This window comes from Skermania sp. ID1734 (assembly GCF_007489285.1).
GTDB lineage: Bacteria > Actinomycetota > Actinomycetes > Mycobacteriales > Mycobacteriaceae > ID1734.
Window position 1 is genome coordinate 13,970 of record NZ_VLIY01000007.1, and the last position, 15,215, is coordinate 29,184.

Sequence of the window (15,215 nt, forward strand, 5' to 3'; positions counted from 1 at the left end):
CATTTGTTCGGGGTCGGCTATCCACAAGCGCGAGTTATCCACAGATTCCGATTTGACGGGTTTTCCTGGAACTGCGGGCGCACCAGTATTCGGCTGTGCCGAAAAATATCCCGCTGCCCCCGCAACTGTCGTTGTTGTTCGACGCGCACGGCGACGTGTTGACCACAGCGCAGCTCACCGCCGTCGTATCCCGTAGTGTGCTGCGGCGCCTGGTTCGGCAGGGGAAGTTGACGCCGCTGTGGCATGGGCTCTATTGCCGATGTGAACCGACCGTCGCGACCAAGCTGGCGGGACTGGATGTGCTCTACGGCGTACCTGTCGTCCCGGCTCTCGGTACAGCCGCCGGCATTCATGGATTCGATACGGAGCGGACGTCGGCGATCCACATTCTCGATCCGCGCAATCGCCACGTACACGGATACGGTGGACTGGTCGTTCACCAGCGACTCGGCGCTCCGCTGGTGAATGTAGAGGGTCGGCTGGTGACGGCACCGGCGTGGACAGCAGTCGAGGTCGCCCGCGAGCTGCCGCGCCCACGCTCGCTGGCGACACTCGACGCCGCCTTGCATGTGGGGGCATGCACTCTTGTCGACCTGCGCATCGCAGCGGACGAGCAATCCGGTCGGCGCGGCATTTGCCACGTTCGAGAACTCATCGAAGTTGCCGATGGCGGGGCCGACTCGCCGATGGAATCCGAGGCTCGCCTCGTCCTTCTTGACGCAGGATTGCCGCGGCCGACATTGCAGCTGCCCATTCTCGACCGCTCCGGGTATGCCCGCTACTTTCTCGACTTTGGTTGGGAAGAAGCGCTTCTCGGCGGTGAGTATGACAGTGACGAGTTCCATAGCGGGCCGTTGGCGCTGCGCCGTGATCGGGCGCGGATCGGATGGTTACAGGATCAAGGGTGGTTGATCGTGCCGATCACGGCTGACGACGTCCGTCGACGCCCAGATGAATTGGTCGCCCGGTTCCGGCGCCACCTGATCGCCCGGTTGCCGGCAGCCTGACCTTCCCCGGCGTGACACCGAACAGATGGTCGCATTTTGGCGCCGAAACGCGACCAGTCAATCGTGATCAGCGGGAAAGGGGGTGAGCGCTGTCAGTGCCGGTGCCGGGCGAGCGAGTAGCGGTTTACACCCTTCGCGACGGTCCGGAAGTGGGTGGTGAGGCGGTTGTCCTCATCGATCACATGGAACGCGACCGCCGGGAGTGGACCGTGATCGACGGTCGGGGTGCCGTTGGTGCCGCCGTCTGCGCCGCCCTCCCATTCCGGCCCGAGCACCGAGGCGACACTCGGTGCCACGATCACCAGCTTGCCCGCGAACGTGGTCACCGCGGAGGTGTGCGCGTGGCCGCACAATATTGCCCGCACCCGGTCGTCGGTGCCGACAAGCTCGGCGAATTCGTCGACCTCGGTGAGCCGGATCGGGTCGATGATCGGACTGAACAATCGAATCGGCGGATGATGCAATCCGATGAGAATGTTTGCGTCGCTGGGCGCCTCATCGAGAACGCCGCGCAGCCAGCTCAGGGTGTCTGGCGCGAGAACACCGTGCGACTCGCCGGGAATTGACGAATCGCACAGGACGATAATGCAATTCCCGACCACATGCGCAGAATTGATGGGCCCCACACCCTCCTCGTCGAAGAGGAATTTGCGGAAATTGCTGCGGTCGTCGTGGTTTCCTGGACACATGAACACCGGAATGTCGGACTGCAGGAGGTCTCGTGCCGCCCGGTATTCCAGTTCGGTGCCGTGGTCGGCAACGTCACCGGTTACGACGATTGCGTCGATGTGACCCGGCAACCGGTTGAGGTAGGTCATTACTCGCGCCAGCCGCTTTGTGCTGCGATTGTGCGCACCGTCGATGTGGGTGTCACTCAGATGGGCAATTATTGCCACCTGGATGCCTCCCGACTCGTTCGATTGCTGCGCCTTAGGTTAATCACTATCAGGGATTAGTCATGCGAAAGCCAGAAGCACGCGAAGTGCGGCGCAGATAACTCCACGACCGGACCGTTGCCCCTCGTCGGGATTGCCGCAAGTATGGTCACCAGTGCCGGCCACGGGCGGCGACATGGTGTTTGCGTGCGACTCCAGGAGGGGCAGATGGAAGGCAAGTTCACCGGGGCCGGCGGAAAGTCGATCTTCTGGCAGGCCTGGCTGCCCGACGATGAGCAGACGGTCCGGGGCGTCGTCGTCATCTCGCACGGCATGCACGAGCACGGCGGTCGCTACGAAGCGGTGGCTGAGACCTTGGTGGGCAAAGGCTTCGCAGTCTATGCCGTCGACCACGCAGGCCATGGCCGGTCGGACGGTGCCCGGGGCGACATGAACCATCTCGACGAGGTGGTGGCAGACCTCGACCAACTCATCATGCTTGCGCGGCAGCGTCATCCGAACATTCCCGTTTTTCTCCTCGGCCACAGTGCCGGTGGTTTGATCGCGCTGTCCTATGTGACGGCACGGCCGCGTGAGCTCGCCGGGTTGATCCTCTCGGCGCCGGCTGTGGACATCTCCGTTGTGTCGCCGGTGCAGAAGCGCATCGCCGGGGTCATCGCCAGTGTCGCGCCGAAGTTGCCGCTTGTGCCGCTTGATTCGTCGCTGGTGAGCCGCGATCCGGCGATCGTCGAATACCATCGCACTAATCCGCTCATGGTGCACAACAAGATGCGCGCGCGCTCCGTCTATGAGGGTGTCACCGCGGCCGAGAGCGTCCAGGCCAAGCTGTCGTCCCTGACACTGCCGCTTCTGGTGATGACCGGCACCGAGGACAAACTCGTTTCGCCCAACGGCGCTCGAATGGTGGTGGAGCGGGCGTCGTCGGCGGACAAGACCTACCACGAGTACGACGGTCTATACCACGAGATCTTCAATGAGCCCGAGCGGGAGACGGTGCTGGCCGATCTGGTCGATTGGCTCGATTCGCACGTCTGACAGCGCTCAACGGAAGCAGGCGGTGGCACCGCCCGAGGCGAAAGTGGCCTTGTCGCAATACGTTGCATGCGGATAGTAGGCGCCCATCGTTACGGCTGGATCGCTGCGCTGGGCCTGCGACGCCTGAATCGAGTTCGGGTAGAACTGTGAGCTCGGCAGCATATAGCGCAGGAACACGACCTTCTTTGCGACCGCCGTGCTGCCCCAAGGCAATACGGTGACGCCGGGCCCAATGGTGGCGGGCAGATCCTGCGGCGCGGCAACCACATAGGTGTAGTAACCGTCGCCATCGAGACGCGTCTGAAAGTCGGCCGCGCAACCCACGACCGGGTACGGCGAAACCTGGTCGTTCTGGCACATCGACCAGTAGCGAACCTGCGTCGGACTGGTCGGCGCCTGGCCGGCGCGCGTGTCCGGGTACGACGGCGCCTTCGCGCGGATCACGACGAGACGGCCGGGTTGATAGGTGAGCCCGGCACCGATGTATCTGTTGTCGCCGTTGGGAAATAGGCCCGATGTGCTTGCCGGGTTGACAAATGTCGCCTCGGGGACGTTGCCGGGGAATGCTCCAGCGGCGGCGTTGCCGATGACGCGATCGAATGCGTCGGCGCCGACGGCGGCAACGGGCCCAGAATACGATTGTGGATCGAACACCTGATTGCACGGCTGACTCTGCACCGTCGCGCCCGCCACATGCATTGTTGCCGTCGGTAATCCGACGCCGCCGTTCAGCGACCTCGGATCGGTGGGGACATAGACGCGGATGATCAGGAAGCCGACCGGCGTGTTCTGTTCAGCGGGCAGTGCCTGAATTTCGTTGCGGGTGCGATCGGCGTGACCGGTAACCAAAGTCGCATGCCAATGACGTTGTTGCAGAGACTCGTTAGTGGCAGAGCCAATAACAAAAGGGTTGACACTACCGGGATCCGCGACTATCTGGTTGTCACGCAAAGTGTCGACGGTGTCGAAATTAGTGCCATAGGTATTGAGCGAGAAGTACCGGGCCGCGGGGTAATCACCGGATAGCTCGATCCGGTCGCCTGAGCCGAGAGCGTAGGGGAGGACCCAGTAGGTCGCGTTCGAGTCGGGGAACGCAACATTGAGCACCTGATCGTTGGACATGAAGCGCCACGCGCACAGCGGGCTATCCGCGGGGGCGGCTTGGGCGCGCAGCGGTATGGCCACCAACCAGACTGTCGCGCAAAGAAGTACCAGTGCTCGGACGGCTATCGGCTGCAGCGGCACTCGCATGTGCACTCCCTCCCGCGCGTTCACAGTAACCGTCGGCTGGCGGTGTTAACTAGTCTTTTCCCATGACCGTGAACAATGCGGCCGCGGCGGCGCGAGCGGTGGTTGCGGGCACCAATGTCGCGACGCTCGCCAGCCTCACTGACAGTGGTGGTCCGTGGGCGTCGTTCATCGCGTACGGACAGGTAGGCGGCGCGCCGGTGCTGTGCGTGTCACAGCTCGCCGAACATGGCCGCAACCTTGCGCGCGACCCGCGCGCCAGCCTGTCGATCGTGTCCACCGAGTCGGTCGACGACCCCCTGGCAAGGTCGCGAGTGACGCTCGCCGGCGTGGTTCGCACTCCGCTCGACGTCGAAGTCGCGCGACAGTCCTATCTCGCCGCGGCGCCGTCGGCGGCGACTTTCATCGACTTTCCCGACTTCACGTTGTGGCAGTTGGAAATTCAGCGGGTGCGCTGGGTCGGCGGTTACGGGCGAATGGAATCGGTGCGCACCGATGCGTACCTCGATGGTTGGCTGGACGCATGAGTAACCCAAAGCACATCGGCATCCTGGTTTTCGATGACGCGGAGGAATTGGACGCGGTCGGTCCGTGGGAGGTGCTCGCGTATTGGACCCGAACGTACCCCGACGATGGCTACGCGGTGACCACGCTGTCGCCGAACGGTGGAGTTGTGCGGTGCGCAAAAGGCCTCGTGCTGCAGGCGGAATACGCGTCAGCGGACGCACCGGCACTCGACGTCCTGCTGCATCCGGGAGGGATCGGCACCCGCGCCCAGGTGCGCGACGACGACCATCTGGAGTGGGTGCGCCAGCAAAGCGCTCACGCTCAGCTCATGACGAGCGTGTGCACGGGCTCGCTGGTGTACGCGGCCGCCGGCCTGCTACGCAACCGGCCGGCCACCACCCATTGGGCGGCGCTCGACCTGCTGGCCAAACTCGATCCGACGATCGATGTCCAACCGGAGGCCCGGTTCGTCGATGATGGCGACGTCATCACCTCGGCGGGAGTGTCGGCCGGGATCGATATGGCGCTGCACCTGGTGTCGCGGCTGGCCGGAGTCGAGCGGGCGCGGGAGGTGCGGCGGGGCATTCAGTACGATCCGCTGCCGCCGGTGTGAGCGCGGCGTCCCTACGGGCGGCTGGCCCGCAGGATGCGGACCGGGCGCAGTGCCTGGGGCGGGTCACCGTCGAATTCCACCGATCCGTCGAGGTACCCGGCGATGAGTTCGGTGGCGGAGCGGTCGTCGATGTCAGCGAAGCCGAGCGCGCGCAACTTTGCGGCGATTTCGTCCGGTGTGAAGTAGCTGGACCAGGCCTCGCCGACGTGTGCCGCTCGGGTTGCGCGTGCCTGCAATTGCCCGCGTTCCTCGTCGGTGCCGGGCTTCTGCAGATAGTCGAAGATCACCTCAACCGGCTCGCACTGACCAGCGATGTATTGAAGCGTGGTGCGAGCGGCGTCCGGGGTCAGATAGAACACGACACCGAGCCACACGAATATGGCCGGTTCGGTCCTGCTGAACCCAGCGGATTCCAATCCTCGTGCCAGTCCTTCGGTTTCGAAGTCGACCGGCACGAAAGTCAGCTGCTCGGGCCGTTCGATGTCGGCTGCGTCAAGGCGTTGTTGTTTCCACGCTTGGGTAGCGGGATGGTCGACCTCGAATACGTGCAGGTCGGGACGCGGGTTTCGGTAGGCGAAGGTATCGAGTCCTGCGCCGAGCATCACGACCTGCCGAACTCCAGCGGCAACGGCGGCGGCCACGCGATCCTCGGCGAAGCGGGAACGAGCAGCAAAAAATAGGCGACGCGGTCGATCAACGGCGGCCAGCAAGTGGATGTCCGACCCGAAGTCGTGATCGGGACGCTCCACACCGGGCCGGCCCAGTGCGGTCAGCTCATCCACAGTGACACCCAGCAGACGTGCCGCCAGCGGATCGGTGAAAATTCGTGGCTGATCAGCAATTTGATGGTAGGCACGGGCGTAAGCAGTGGCGAACGCCGTTCGGCTGGGTCGTGCGTCATCCATGCTCACGAACCTACTAACGCACGTAAGCGCGTCAATTGGGGTTAACAGCGAGTTGGTGCCCCAGGCAGGATTCGAACCTGCGACCTACCGCTTAGGAGGCGGTTGCTCTATCCCCTGAGCTACTGGGGCCGACGGTGGCACAAGTGTAGCGGCGAGGGGTACGCCGCAAATCTGCCCGCGGATAGGCAAGGCGAGAGTTGGTCAGACACGCCCGCCCTGTCACTGTAACGAACACCACACCGACTCCAGAGCGCCCAACTGCCAGCGCAACCAATTCGTCACTGAGCAGGTCCTCGATCGTCACAGCCCGGTGTAGATCGAATAAACGACATGTACACATCCGGTGACTCTTCAATAAAGGTCTGTCCGGCAAATTCGCGAAACAAGTTGATCATCACTATCGTGGCCCTCGACCGGCGCTGCGTACGACGGCGACTCGCAGTAGGGCGTCGGGTGACCGCGCATCTCTCAGGCGAACGTCCGTAGAACTGGCAGGAGTTTTTCATGTCTCTCCCATCGCGTGTCGGCACCGCTCTCAGCGCGGTCCTCGCGTCGGTGGCGCTAGTTCTAGGGGCGAGCCTGCTTGCGCCAGTCGCATCGGCAGACCCGGCCGGGCCGATCTATCCGATTCCCGACCCGGACCCCTTCTACGCCCAGCCACCGGATCTGGACCACTTCAAACCGGGCGACGTTCTCGGGTTCCGGCCGATGCCACCGTTGCTCATCTTCCCGGGCACCGCTGTGTACGAGGTGAAGTTCCGGTCGACCAACTCCGAGAACCACCCGATCGCCGCGACATCGCTCGTGCTCATTCCGGCGAACCATGCGCCGAACGGCCCGCTGCTGTCGTATCAGCACATCATCAATGGCCTCAGCCCCAAGTGTGAGCCGTCGCGCGCGCTGTACTCCACCGATCCGACGATCATCATCCGCGAGGCACCTGCGCTCAACATCGCCTTGATGCGCGGTTGGGCCGTGGCGTTGCCGGACCATCTGGGCCCGACCGCCGCCTACGGCGCGGCCAAGTTGGGCGGCATGATCACCCTCGACGGGATCCGTGCGGTGCAGCGAGTTCCGCAGCTTGCCTCGCAGCAGAGCCCGGTGGCGATGGCTGGCTACTCCGGTGGCGGCATGGCCACCGCGTGGGCGGCGGCACTTGCCCCCTCGTACGCGCCGGAACTCAACATCGTCGGCGTCGCTGAGGGCGGCGTGCCGATGAACCTGACGAAGATGGCCAAGGCGCTGCTAGGCGGCCCGCACCCGGCGTTCGGACTCGGGATGGCGGCGGCCATCGGCTTGGAACGCGAGTATCCCGACCGGTTCCCGCTGAGTTCTCAGCTCAATGCCCGCGGAATTGCCGTGCGGGACGCGATGGCCAACGGCTGCACCAACGACGTGCTGGCCTTGGGTATCGGTCACAGTGTCACGGAACTGGCGAGTTCCATGAAACTCACGAGCGACCCGATGGTGTGGGAGGTAGGCGACGAGAACAGCCTCGAGCTGTATTCAGGCGTGCCGAAGGCGCCGATCTTCGAATGGCACTCACCCACGGATGTTTTGATCCCGGTCGACTCGATCGAGAACACGGTCCGGCGTTACTGCGCAGCCGGTGACAGGGTGCAACAGATGTTGTTCCCGACGCCGGACCACATGACGACCGCCGTCGTCGGTGTGCCGTTTGCGCTCAACTACATCCAAGATCGTTTCAACGGCGTGCCGGCGCCAAGCGATTGCGGGCACATCTAGCCAGCGGGTCTACGCTGGAGCCTCATGGACTTCGCGCCCTCGCCCCGCGCCGCGGAATTGCAGCAGCGGGTCGGCGACTTCATCGCCACCGAGATCGAGCCCATCGAGGCGCAGTATCACCGTGAGCTCCTCGCTGCGGACAATCCATGGCAGGTGTTGCCGGTCATCGACGAGTTGAAGGACAAGGCTCGCGACCAAGGGCTTTGGAACCTTTTTCTGCCCGGCACGCTGACCAACACCGAGTACGCGCCGCTGGCCGAGCTGATGGGCCGGTCGTTCATCGCGCCCGAGATCTTCAACTGCAACGCACCGGACACCGGTAACGCCGAGGTGCTGGTGCACTACGGCAGCGAAGAACAACAACAACGGTGGCTGAAACCGTTGTTGGACGGGCAGATTCGCTCGGCATTCGGAATGACGGAGCCGGGTGTCGCGTCGTCGGATGCGACCAATATGGAATCGACGGTGATCCCCGACGGCGAGGACGTCATCGTCAACGGCCGTAAGTGGTTTTCCACCGGTGTCGGGCACTCGAATTGCCGCTTCATCATTTTCATGGGCGTCACGGATGCAGAAGCGAATCGCCACCAACGGCATTCGATGGTGATTGTGCCGGTTGACACGCCCGGGGTGAAAGTCGAACGCATGCTGCCGGTATTCGGCTACCTCGACGCGCCCTACGGGTACGGCGAAGTCAGCTTCACCGATGTGCGGGTGCCGGCCAGCAACATCATTGCCGGACCCGGCCGCGGGTTCGAGATCGCGCAGGGCCGGTTGGGGCCCGGGCGAATTCATCACTGTATGCGGCTGATCGGTTTGGCGGAAAAGGCTTTGGAACTCGCATGTCGACGCGCGAGCGAGCGGGTGGCGTTCGGCAAGCCGCTGGTCAACCTCGGCGGCAACCGGGAACGGATTGCCAAGGCGCGCATAGCGATCGATCAGGCACGCCTGCTGGTGCTGTACACCGCTTGGCTTTTGGATACCCAGGGCATCGCGGGAGCGCTCTCACAGGTGTCCCAGATCAAGGCGGCTGTGCCGTCAATGGCGCTCGAGGTGATCGACATGGCCATCCAGTTGCACGGCGGCGCGGGCCTCACCGACGACTTCCCGCTTGCGGCTGCGTTCGCCGGTGCGCGCTCGCTACGCTTTGCCGACGGCCCGGACGAGGTGCATCTCGGGGTTGTCGCGCGTTTGGAACTCGCGAAGATGCGGGTGAGTGAGGATCGCAGCGAGGAACGAGCGAGGACCGGAGCGAATCCCAAATCGAGCAATCAAGCACAGTAAGTATAAGAGGTAATTCATGACTCAGAAGTTCCGGCGCAACATCCTCATCACCGGCGCTAGCTCGGGGCTCGGTGAGGGTATGGCCCGCCTGTTCGCGGCCAAGGGCCACAACCTGGTGCTCTGCGCTCGCCGGGTCGAGAACCTGGAGACCATTGCCAAGCAACTGCATGAGCGGCATCCCGACATCACGGTCCTGGTTCGCCAACTCGACGTCAACGATCATGACGCCGTATTCCGGGTTTTCGCTGAAACCAATTCGGAGCTCGGTGGATTGGACCGAATCATTGCCAATGCCGGGCTGGGTAAGGGGCAACCGATAGGCACCGGATACTTCGCCGCCAACAAGCAGACCGCGGAGACCAATTTCATCGGGTTGCTCGCCCAGTGTGAGGCGGCCATGCAGATCTTCCGGGAGCGCAACGACGGCCACCTGGTGGTGGTCGCCTCCGTCAGTGCGGTGCGAGGCGCCGGCGGCAACCTCACCACCTACGCCGCGTCCAAAGCCGCCGCCGCTCATCTGGCGGAAGGCATTCGGTTGTCGGTGCTCGGCACTCCCATCAAGGTGACCACCCTGCTGCCCGGCTACATCGAGTCCGAGATGACGGCCCGCGCCGGCAACACGCCGCTGCTGACGTCCGCCGAGAAGGGACACCGGGCAATGGTGGACGCGATCGAGAAGGAGCCAGCGAGCGCCTATGTGCCCAACCTGCCGTGGCTACCGCTGGCCCAAGTGCTCAAGGTGAGCCCGTTGCCGGTGTTGAAGCGCCTCCTCTGACGTCCGGTTACGTCTCGACCTTCCAGTGCTCGCGCAGCGCTAGCGCAATCTCGGGATGCACGTTCAGCCGGACGCGCCGCTCCGACAGGAGTCGCAACAGCTCTTTGAGCTGTTCGCGTTTGTCCATGTCGTAGGCCTTGGCCGGCGGCGAGTCAACCGGATCGATCTCCAGCAGTACCAGCGCACCGTCGGGATTGATCGAGGTGGGTACGCCGAGGGCGAGCAGCCATTTCTCACTGTCCCGGTCGATTACGCCCAATCGCGCCCCGCTGACCTGGTCCCATGCCACCCGGCGCTCGTGCAGCGGGGTCCGCACGACCACCGCATCGGGGCCCAGTTCGATGCGGTCACGCAAGAACAGGAACGCTGCGATCGCAGCTCCGATCGCGGCGCCCACGACGATCCCCGTGAACACTCGCCGCCAGCCGAAGATGCCGGTGATCGCGACGGCCAGCACGACGGCAACGAGCAGGGCGACAGCGGAATATGCCAGCGCACGTTGCCGCGGTACCCCGCCCGCGCGCGCAGTCGTCACGCTGAGCCGAGCGCCACCGCTGATTCGGCGGTGTACACCAGGAAGGTCAGCGACTCCTGGAAGTACAACTGAACGGTCTCGGCGTCGTGCGACAGGTAGCCGATCGACAGGTCCTGACCGATCTGCAGGTCGTAATCACCGCCGCGGGTGCTCAGCACGAATGCGCCGTCGATGGCGGGTGCCCAGATGATGTCGCCCTCGATCAGCCGCCTGATGTGCTCCCGGATCGGGTAACCGTGGTCGGATGTCTCGCTGACCTCGGTGTACAGGTCGGCGCTGAGCAGCACCGAGTACGGGCCGCCGACGCCAGCCAGTCGCAGTTCGCTCAGCGCCTGGCTGATGGCTTCCGGGACCAGGCGGATGTCGCTCGGCACCGCTACCGGCGCGTTCGAGGTAGCAGCGCGGATGCCTTCGATACCGGCCGCCGCGTAACCTTCGAAGATTGCACGGTCCTCCGCGAACGCGATCTTGCGCGCGGCGTCCTTGACCGGGTCCCAGTCGGGGTCCTGCGCGCCCCGGTCGACATCGTCGATTTCGGTGCGCGACAACGTGAACGGAACACGCAACTCGACCAGCGGCGCCACCTGGCGCTGACGCGCCTGCACACCGTCGCCGGGAGCCTCGATCTGCTTCGTGCGACCCAGGCCGACCCCCGAGAAGTCTGTGCCGTGCGGACCGGACACGTCGACCACCCGGCGGCCGGCGATGTGCCGCTTGAAGGTTCGCGTGGCTTCTTCTTCGATCGATTCCCACGCCGCGTCCGTGATCGGTGCGAGGTCCCGGTAGAGGTTGTTCATCGGTGGTTGCTCCTTCTGAGGCTGCCTATGTTCAACGATCCGTCGCTGGATGCGGTTGTGGGGGCGTCTGCAACCGCCGCGGTGCCTGGCGGTGGCGGCAGGTCATCGAGAAACTCGAGTGGCGGCGAGAAAAACAGCGAGCCGGTGATCGCGGTCGAGAAGTCCAAGATCCGGTCGTGGTGCGCCGGGCCCGCGCCGAGGAACATGCGCTGCAGCATCTTCTCGGTCACCGTCGGCGTTTTGGCGTAACCGATGAAGTACGTCCCGAACTCTTTTTCTTTCTGGCTGCCGAAGGGCATGTTGTGCCGGGTGATCTGGTGCTGCGTTCCGTCCGGATCCTCGATCGTGGTCATCGCGACATGTGAATCCGCCGGCTTGCGGTCATCGGGTATCTCGATGTCATCCAGCTTGCCCCGTCCGATAACCCGCTCCTGCTCCTCGACGGAGATCGAGTTCCAGTCGGTCAGGTCGTGGAGGTACTTCTGCACGATCACGTAACTGCCGCCGCTGAATTCGGGATCCTCATCGCCAACCAGAGTTTGGTCCGCCGCCGCCCAGCCCGTGGGATTTTCGGTGCCATCAACGAACCCGAGTAGGTCGCGTTGTTCGAAATACCTAAATCCTTGAGTCTCATCGACAATCGTGGCGGCCCCGTCGAGGCGTTCCGCAATCTTGCTGGCCAGCTCGAAACACAGATCCGGCGTATTGGCGCGAATGTGGAACAACAAGTCGCCAGGAGTTGACGGCGCCGAATGGCGATTGCCCGAAAGTGCTTCGAACTCATGCAATTCCGCAGGACGCGGCCCGGAGAAAAGTCGATCCCAGGCCGCTGACCCGATGCTCGTCACGCAAGCAAGATGGCCGTCCGGAGACCGAAACCCCACGGCGCGTTGCAGTCCCGCGACATCTTCGAGAAGTGCCCGGGTGGTGTCCTCGCCGCCGTCATCGATGGTGAAGACCAGGAAGATTGCGGCAGGGGTGAGCGGATTGAGGATCGGCTGCGGTTCGCCCATGGTCTTCACACTAGAGCACTAGCCAATCTTGATCGATCCTAGTCAGTGGTGGTGGTCACAAATCACGATCACATCTAGGACGTCCTATAAAACCGGTCTACCGTGAGGTGATGCAGATCGGGCTGGGCATCAACTACGCGGGTGGCTTCAAAGAGGTGGCGGCCGAGGTCGCCGACCTGGAACGGGCGGGCGCCGACATCGTTTTCGTCCCCGAGGCGTACTCCTTCGATGCGGTCAGTGCGCTCGGTTACCTTGCCGCTAAGACCAACACGATCAAGTTGGCGTCGGGAATCATGCAACTCTACACCCGCACCCCAACGTTGACGGCGATGTCTGCGGCCGGGATTGATTACGTCTCCGACGGTCGGTTCATCCTCGGGCTCGGCGCGTCCGGCCCACAGGTCATCGAGGGATTTCACGGCGTTGCCTACGACGCCCCGATCGGCCGTACCCGCGAGGTGGTCGAAATCTGTCGCATGGTGTGGCGGCGCGAGCCCGTGATCTACGACGGCCGCTATTACCAGTTGCCGTTGCCTGCAGACCGCGGCACTGGGCTGGGCAAGCCACTGAAACTCATCAATCACCCGGTGCGCGAGCGCATTCCGGTGCTGCTGGCGGCGCTCGGGCCAAAGAATGTGGCACTGGCCGCCGAGATCGCCGAAGGGTGGCAGCCGATCTTCTACTACCCGGAGAAGGCCAAGGAGGTCTGGGGGGAATCGCTCGATGCGGGCCGCGCCAAGCGTGATCCCGCGCTCGGGCCGCTCGAGGTCTACGCGGGCCCGTCGCTGGCCATCGGCGACGACGTCGAACCGCTGCTCGAGTGGGTCAAGCCGCATCTCGCGCTCTACATCGGCGGCATGGGCGCGCGCAGCAAGAACTTCTATTTCCAGCTTGCCTGCCGGTACGGGTTCGAGGAGGCCGCGCACCGGATTCAGGACCTCTACCTCGATGGCAAGAAAGAGGAAGCGGCCCAAGCCGTGCCCGATGAACTGGTGCGATCGGTGTCGTTGATCGGACCGGCGAGCTACGTGCGCGAGCGCGTAGCGGCGTTCGCGGAGTCGGGCGCGACGACGCTCAACGTGGTGCCGCTGGCGGCGGACGCTGCGGGCCGGGTGCGGCTCATCGAGCAGCTGCGCGAGTTGGTCGACTAATTACTTCTTATTACTTCTTATTTCGCGACCGTCAACAGGAACGCCACGTCCTCCAGCGCCTCGACACTGTGCCGCGCGTTGGGCACCACCAGCAGATCGCCGGTCGAGCCCTTCCAGGTGTTCGACCCGCTGACCAACTGCAACTTTCCGCTCAGCACCAGCAGCGTCGCCTCGCCCTGATTGTCGTGCTCGGCTAGGCTCTTGCCCGCGCTCAATCCGACCACCGTCTGCCGCAGGCTGCGGGAATGGCCGCCGTAGATCGTTTGTGAGCTGCGTCCGCTCGATGCCGAGCCGGCGAGCTTGAGTTGTTGACGAGCGACTGCGGTCAGCGATTTCTTGTCCATGAAGCCTCTCCTTGGGCTGGGGGAAAGGTCTTGCCCTTGGAGTATGACCGACCATCGCCGTCAATTTGCCGGTAGGTGCTAAATCGGTATCGCAACCCGTCGGCAGCCACCTGCCAGGGTCCGTGCGAGGCGATCCACGCAGGCCCGATCGTGGGTGCGAAGGCGTCACCGGCGAGATCGGCGTCGATCTCGGTGACCACCAGTATCTGGGCAAACGGCATTGCGGCTCGATAGATTTCGGCCCCACCGATGACCCAAGCGTCGGTGCCGGCAAGTTCGATCGCGTTCTCGAGCGTGCCCACCCGCTCGGCGCCCGCGCCGTGCCACCCGGTTTGGCGGGTGACGACGATGTTGCGGCGCCCGGGCAGCGGCCGAAACCGCGGCGGCAGCGAATCCCAGGTCTTGCGGCCCATGATCACCGGGCCGCCCACAGTGGTCGCCTTAAAGTGCGCCAGGTCCTCGGGCAGCGACCACGGGATGGCACCCGCGTTGCCGATCACACCGGCGCTGGTCTGGGCCCAGATCAGCCCGACCACTCAGACCGCCACCGGCGCCTTGATGGCCGGATGATGTTGGTAGTCAAGGATTTCGACGTCATCGAAGGTGTAATCGAACAGCGTTTTGGCCTTGCGTAGCTTCAGCGTGGGAAAGCGGTACGGCTCGCGCGAGAGCTGCTCGGTCACCTGTGCGACGTGATTGTCGTATATGTGGCAATCGCCGCCGGTCCAAATGAAGTCGCCGACCTCGAGCTCCGCCTGCTGGGCCATCATGTGCGTGAGCAGCGCATAGCTGGCGATGTTGAACGGCACCCCGAGGAACAGGTCGGCGCTGCGCTGATAGAGCTGGCAGGAAAGCCTGCCGTCGGCGACGTAGAACTGGAAGAACGCGTGGCACGGTGCCAGCGCCATCTTGTCGAGTTCGGCGACATTCCAGGCCGAGACGATGATGCGCCGCGAATCCGGGTCGAAACGCAACCGCTCGAGCGCCTGACTGATCTGATCGATGTGCTCGCCGCTCGGCGTGGGCCAGCTGCGCCACTGCACGCCGTAGACCGGTCCGAGCTCGCCCTGCTCGTCGGCCCACTCGTCCCAGATGGTCACGCCGTTTTCCTGCAGCCACGCCACGTTCGAGTCGCCGCGCAGGAACCACAGCAGCTCGTAGACGATCGACTTCAGATGCACCCGCTTGGTGGTGATCAGCGGAAAGCCGTCGGCGAGCCGGTAGCGCAGCTGATGCCCGAACACCGCGCGGGTGCCGGTGCCGGTGCGGTCCGCCTTGGTCGCGCCGGTTTCCATGACCAGCCGCAGCAGGTCCTCGTACTGGGTGTCCGCCTCGGTGTGTGCCGCCACGGGCGCCAGT

Annotated in this window: 15 protein-coding genes, 1 tRNA gene and 2 pseudogenes; 8 read left to right on the forward strand and 10 right to left on the reverse strand. The window is 64.0% G+C overall.

The window, feature by feature from the left end; genetic code table 11:
* Window positions 1-95 precede the first annotated feature (95 nt).
* A complete protein-coding gene (locus FOS14_RS10235; protein ID WP_255450226.1) occupies window positions 96-1,007 on the forward strand; it encodes a type IV toxin-antitoxin system AbiEi family antitoxin domain-containing protein in 912 nt (303 codons plus the stop codon).
* A gap of 92 nt (window positions 1,008-1,099) precedes the next feature.
* Here FOS14_RS10235 and FOS14_RS10240 read toward each other — a convergent pair whose 3' ends face one another.
* The gene (locus FOS14_RS10240; protein WP_143770205.1) at window positions 1,100-1,903 is read right to left on the reverse strand and encodes a metallophosphoesterase; all 804 of its coding nucleotides are present in this window, start codon (window positions 1,901-1,903) and stop codon (window positions 1,100-1,102) included.
* Between the two features lie 186 nt (window positions 1,904-2,089).
* On the opposite strand from FOS14_RS10240, the gene FOS14_RS10245 reads away from it, so the two are divergent.
* Window positions 2,090-2,938, forward strand: coding sequence for an alpha/beta hydrolase (locus FOS14_RS10245; RefSeq protein WP_185981710.1), 849 nt, complete (start codon window positions 2,090-2,092; stop codon window positions 2,936-2,938).
* A 6-nt stretch (window positions 2,939-2,944) separates the two neighbouring features.
* Here FOS14_RS10245 and FOS14_RS10250 read toward each other — a convergent pair whose 3' ends face one another.
* Window positions 2,945-4,189 carry a hypothetical protein gene (locus FOS14_RS10250; RefSeq protein WP_143770207.1) on the reverse strand — a complete coding sequence of 415 codons (1,245 nt, stop codon included), beginning with the start codon at window positions 4,187-4,189 and terminating at the stop codon, window positions 2,945-2,947.
* Window positions 4,190-4,251: 62 nt separating this feature from the next.
* Here FOS14_RS10250 and FOS14_RS10255 point away from each other — a divergent pair.
* Both FOS14_RS10255 and FOS14_RS10260 read left to right on the forward strand, forming a co-directional pair.
* Window positions 4,252-4,689: pseudogene (locus tag FOS14_RS10255) on the forward strand (HugZ family protein); the annotation flags it as partial.
* 20 nt (window positions 4,690-4,709) lie between these two features.
* Window positions 4,710-5,306, forward strand: coding sequence for a DJ-1/PfpI family protein (locus FOS14_RS10260; RefSeq protein WP_143770209.1), 597 nt, complete (start codon window positions 4,710-4,712; stop codon window positions 5,304-5,306).
* An 11-nt stretch (window positions 5,307-5,317) separates the two neighbouring features.
* Here FOS14_RS10260 and FOS14_RS10265 read toward each other — a convergent pair whose 3' ends face one another.
* Both FOS14_RS10265 and FOS14_RS10270 read right to left on the reverse strand, forming a co-directional pair.
* Window positions 5,318-6,211: an SAM-dependent methyltransferase gene (locus tag FOS14_RS10265; RefSeq protein ID WP_143770210.1), complete on the reverse strand. Its 894-nt coding sequence runs from the start codon at window positions 6,209-6,211 to the stop codon at window positions 5,318-5,320.
* A 53-nt stretch (window positions 6,212-6,264) separates the two neighbouring features.
* Window positions 6,265-6,340 (reverse strand) — tRNA-Arg (locus FOS14_RS10270).
* A 375-nt stretch (window positions 6,341-6,715) separates the two neighbouring features.
* On the opposite strand from FOS14_RS10270, the gene FOS14_RS10275 reads away from it, so the two are divergent.
* Genes FOS14_RS10275 through FOS14_RS10285 form a run of 3 tightly spaced genes read left to right on the forward strand, consistent with a single transcriptional unit; the run spans window position 6,716 to window position 10,016 of the window.
* A complete protein-coding gene (locus FOS14_RS10275) occupies window positions 6,716-7,957 on the forward strand; it encodes a lipase family protein (RefSeq protein ID WP_143770211.1) in 1,242 nt (413 codons plus the stop codon).
* 24 nt (window positions 7,958-7,981) lie between these two features.
* Entirely contained in the window at window positions 7,982-9,241 is a 1,260-nt protein-coding gene (locus tag FOS14_RS10280; RefSeq protein ID WP_143770212.1) for an acyl-CoA dehydrogenase family protein, read from the forward strand.
* A gap of 16 nt (window positions 9,242-9,257) precedes the next feature.
* Window positions 9,258-10,016: an SDR family oxidoreductase gene (locus FOS14_RS10285; protein WP_143770213.1), complete on the forward strand. Its 759-nt coding sequence runs from the start codon at window positions 9,258-9,260 to the stop codon at window positions 10,014-10,016.
* Window positions 10,017-10,023: 7 nt separating this feature from the next.
* On the opposite strand, the gene FOS14_RS10290 is transcribed toward FOS14_RS10285, so the two are convergent.
* The 3 genes from FOS14_RS10290 to FOS14_RS10300 are packed head-to-tail and all read right to left on the reverse strand — an operon-like array spanning window position 10,024 to window position 12,361.
* Entirely contained in the window at window positions 10,024-10,551 is a 528-nt protein-coding gene (locus tag FOS14_RS10290; RefSeq protein ID WP_143770214.1) for a PH domain-containing protein, read from the reverse strand.
* The gene (locus tag FOS14_RS10295; protein WP_143770215.1) at window positions 10,548-11,348 is read right to left on the reverse strand and encodes a family 1 encapsulin nanocompartment shell protein; all 801 of its coding nucleotides are present in this window, start codon (window positions 11,346-11,348) and stop codon (window positions 10,548-10,550) included. The genes FOS14_RS10290 and FOS14_RS10295 overlap by 4 nt, the downstream gene beginning before the upstream one ends.
* Window positions 11,345-12,361: a Dyp-type peroxidase gene (locus tag FOS14_RS10300; RefSeq protein WP_143770216.1), complete on the reverse strand. Its 1,017-nt coding sequence runs from the start codon at window positions 12,359-12,361 to the stop codon at window positions 11,345-11,347. The genes FOS14_RS10295 and FOS14_RS10300 overlap by 4 nt, the downstream gene beginning before the upstream one ends.
* Before the next feature lie 110 nt (window positions 12,362-12,471).
* Between FOS14_RS10300 and FOS14_RS10305 the strand changes: the two genes are divergently transcribed.
* A complete protein-coding gene (locus FOS14_RS10305) occupies window positions 12,472-13,512 on the forward strand; it encodes an LLM class F420-dependent oxidoreductase (RefSeq protein ID WP_143770217.1) in 1,041 nt (346 codons plus the stop codon).
* Window positions 13,513-13,529: 17 nt separating this feature from the next.
* Here the strand turns inward: FOS14_RS10305 and FOS14_RS10310 are convergent, their stop codons facing one another.
* The 3 genes and pseudogenes from FOS14_RS10310 to FOS14_RS10320 all read right to left on the reverse strand — a co-directional run bounded on the left by FOS14_RS10310 (window position 13,530) and on the right by FOS14_RS10320 (window position 15,205).
* Window positions 13,530-13,856: a cupin domain-containing protein gene (locus FOS14_RS10310; RefSeq protein ID WP_143770218.1), complete on the reverse strand. Its 327-nt coding sequence runs from the start codon at window positions 13,854-13,856 to the stop codon at window positions 13,530-13,532.
* A gap of 71 nt (window positions 13,857-13,927) precedes the next feature.
* A pseudogene (locus tag FOS14_RS10315) lies at window positions 13,928-14,392 on the reverse strand (dihydrofolate reductase); the annotation flags it as partial.
* Window positions 14,393-15,205: a thymidylate synthase gene (locus FOS14_RS10320; protein WP_255450227.1), complete on the reverse strand. Its 813-nt coding sequence runs from the start codon at window positions 15,203-15,205 to the stop codon at window positions 14,393-14,395.
* Between the last annotated feature and the right edge of the window lie 10 nt (window positions 15,206-15,215).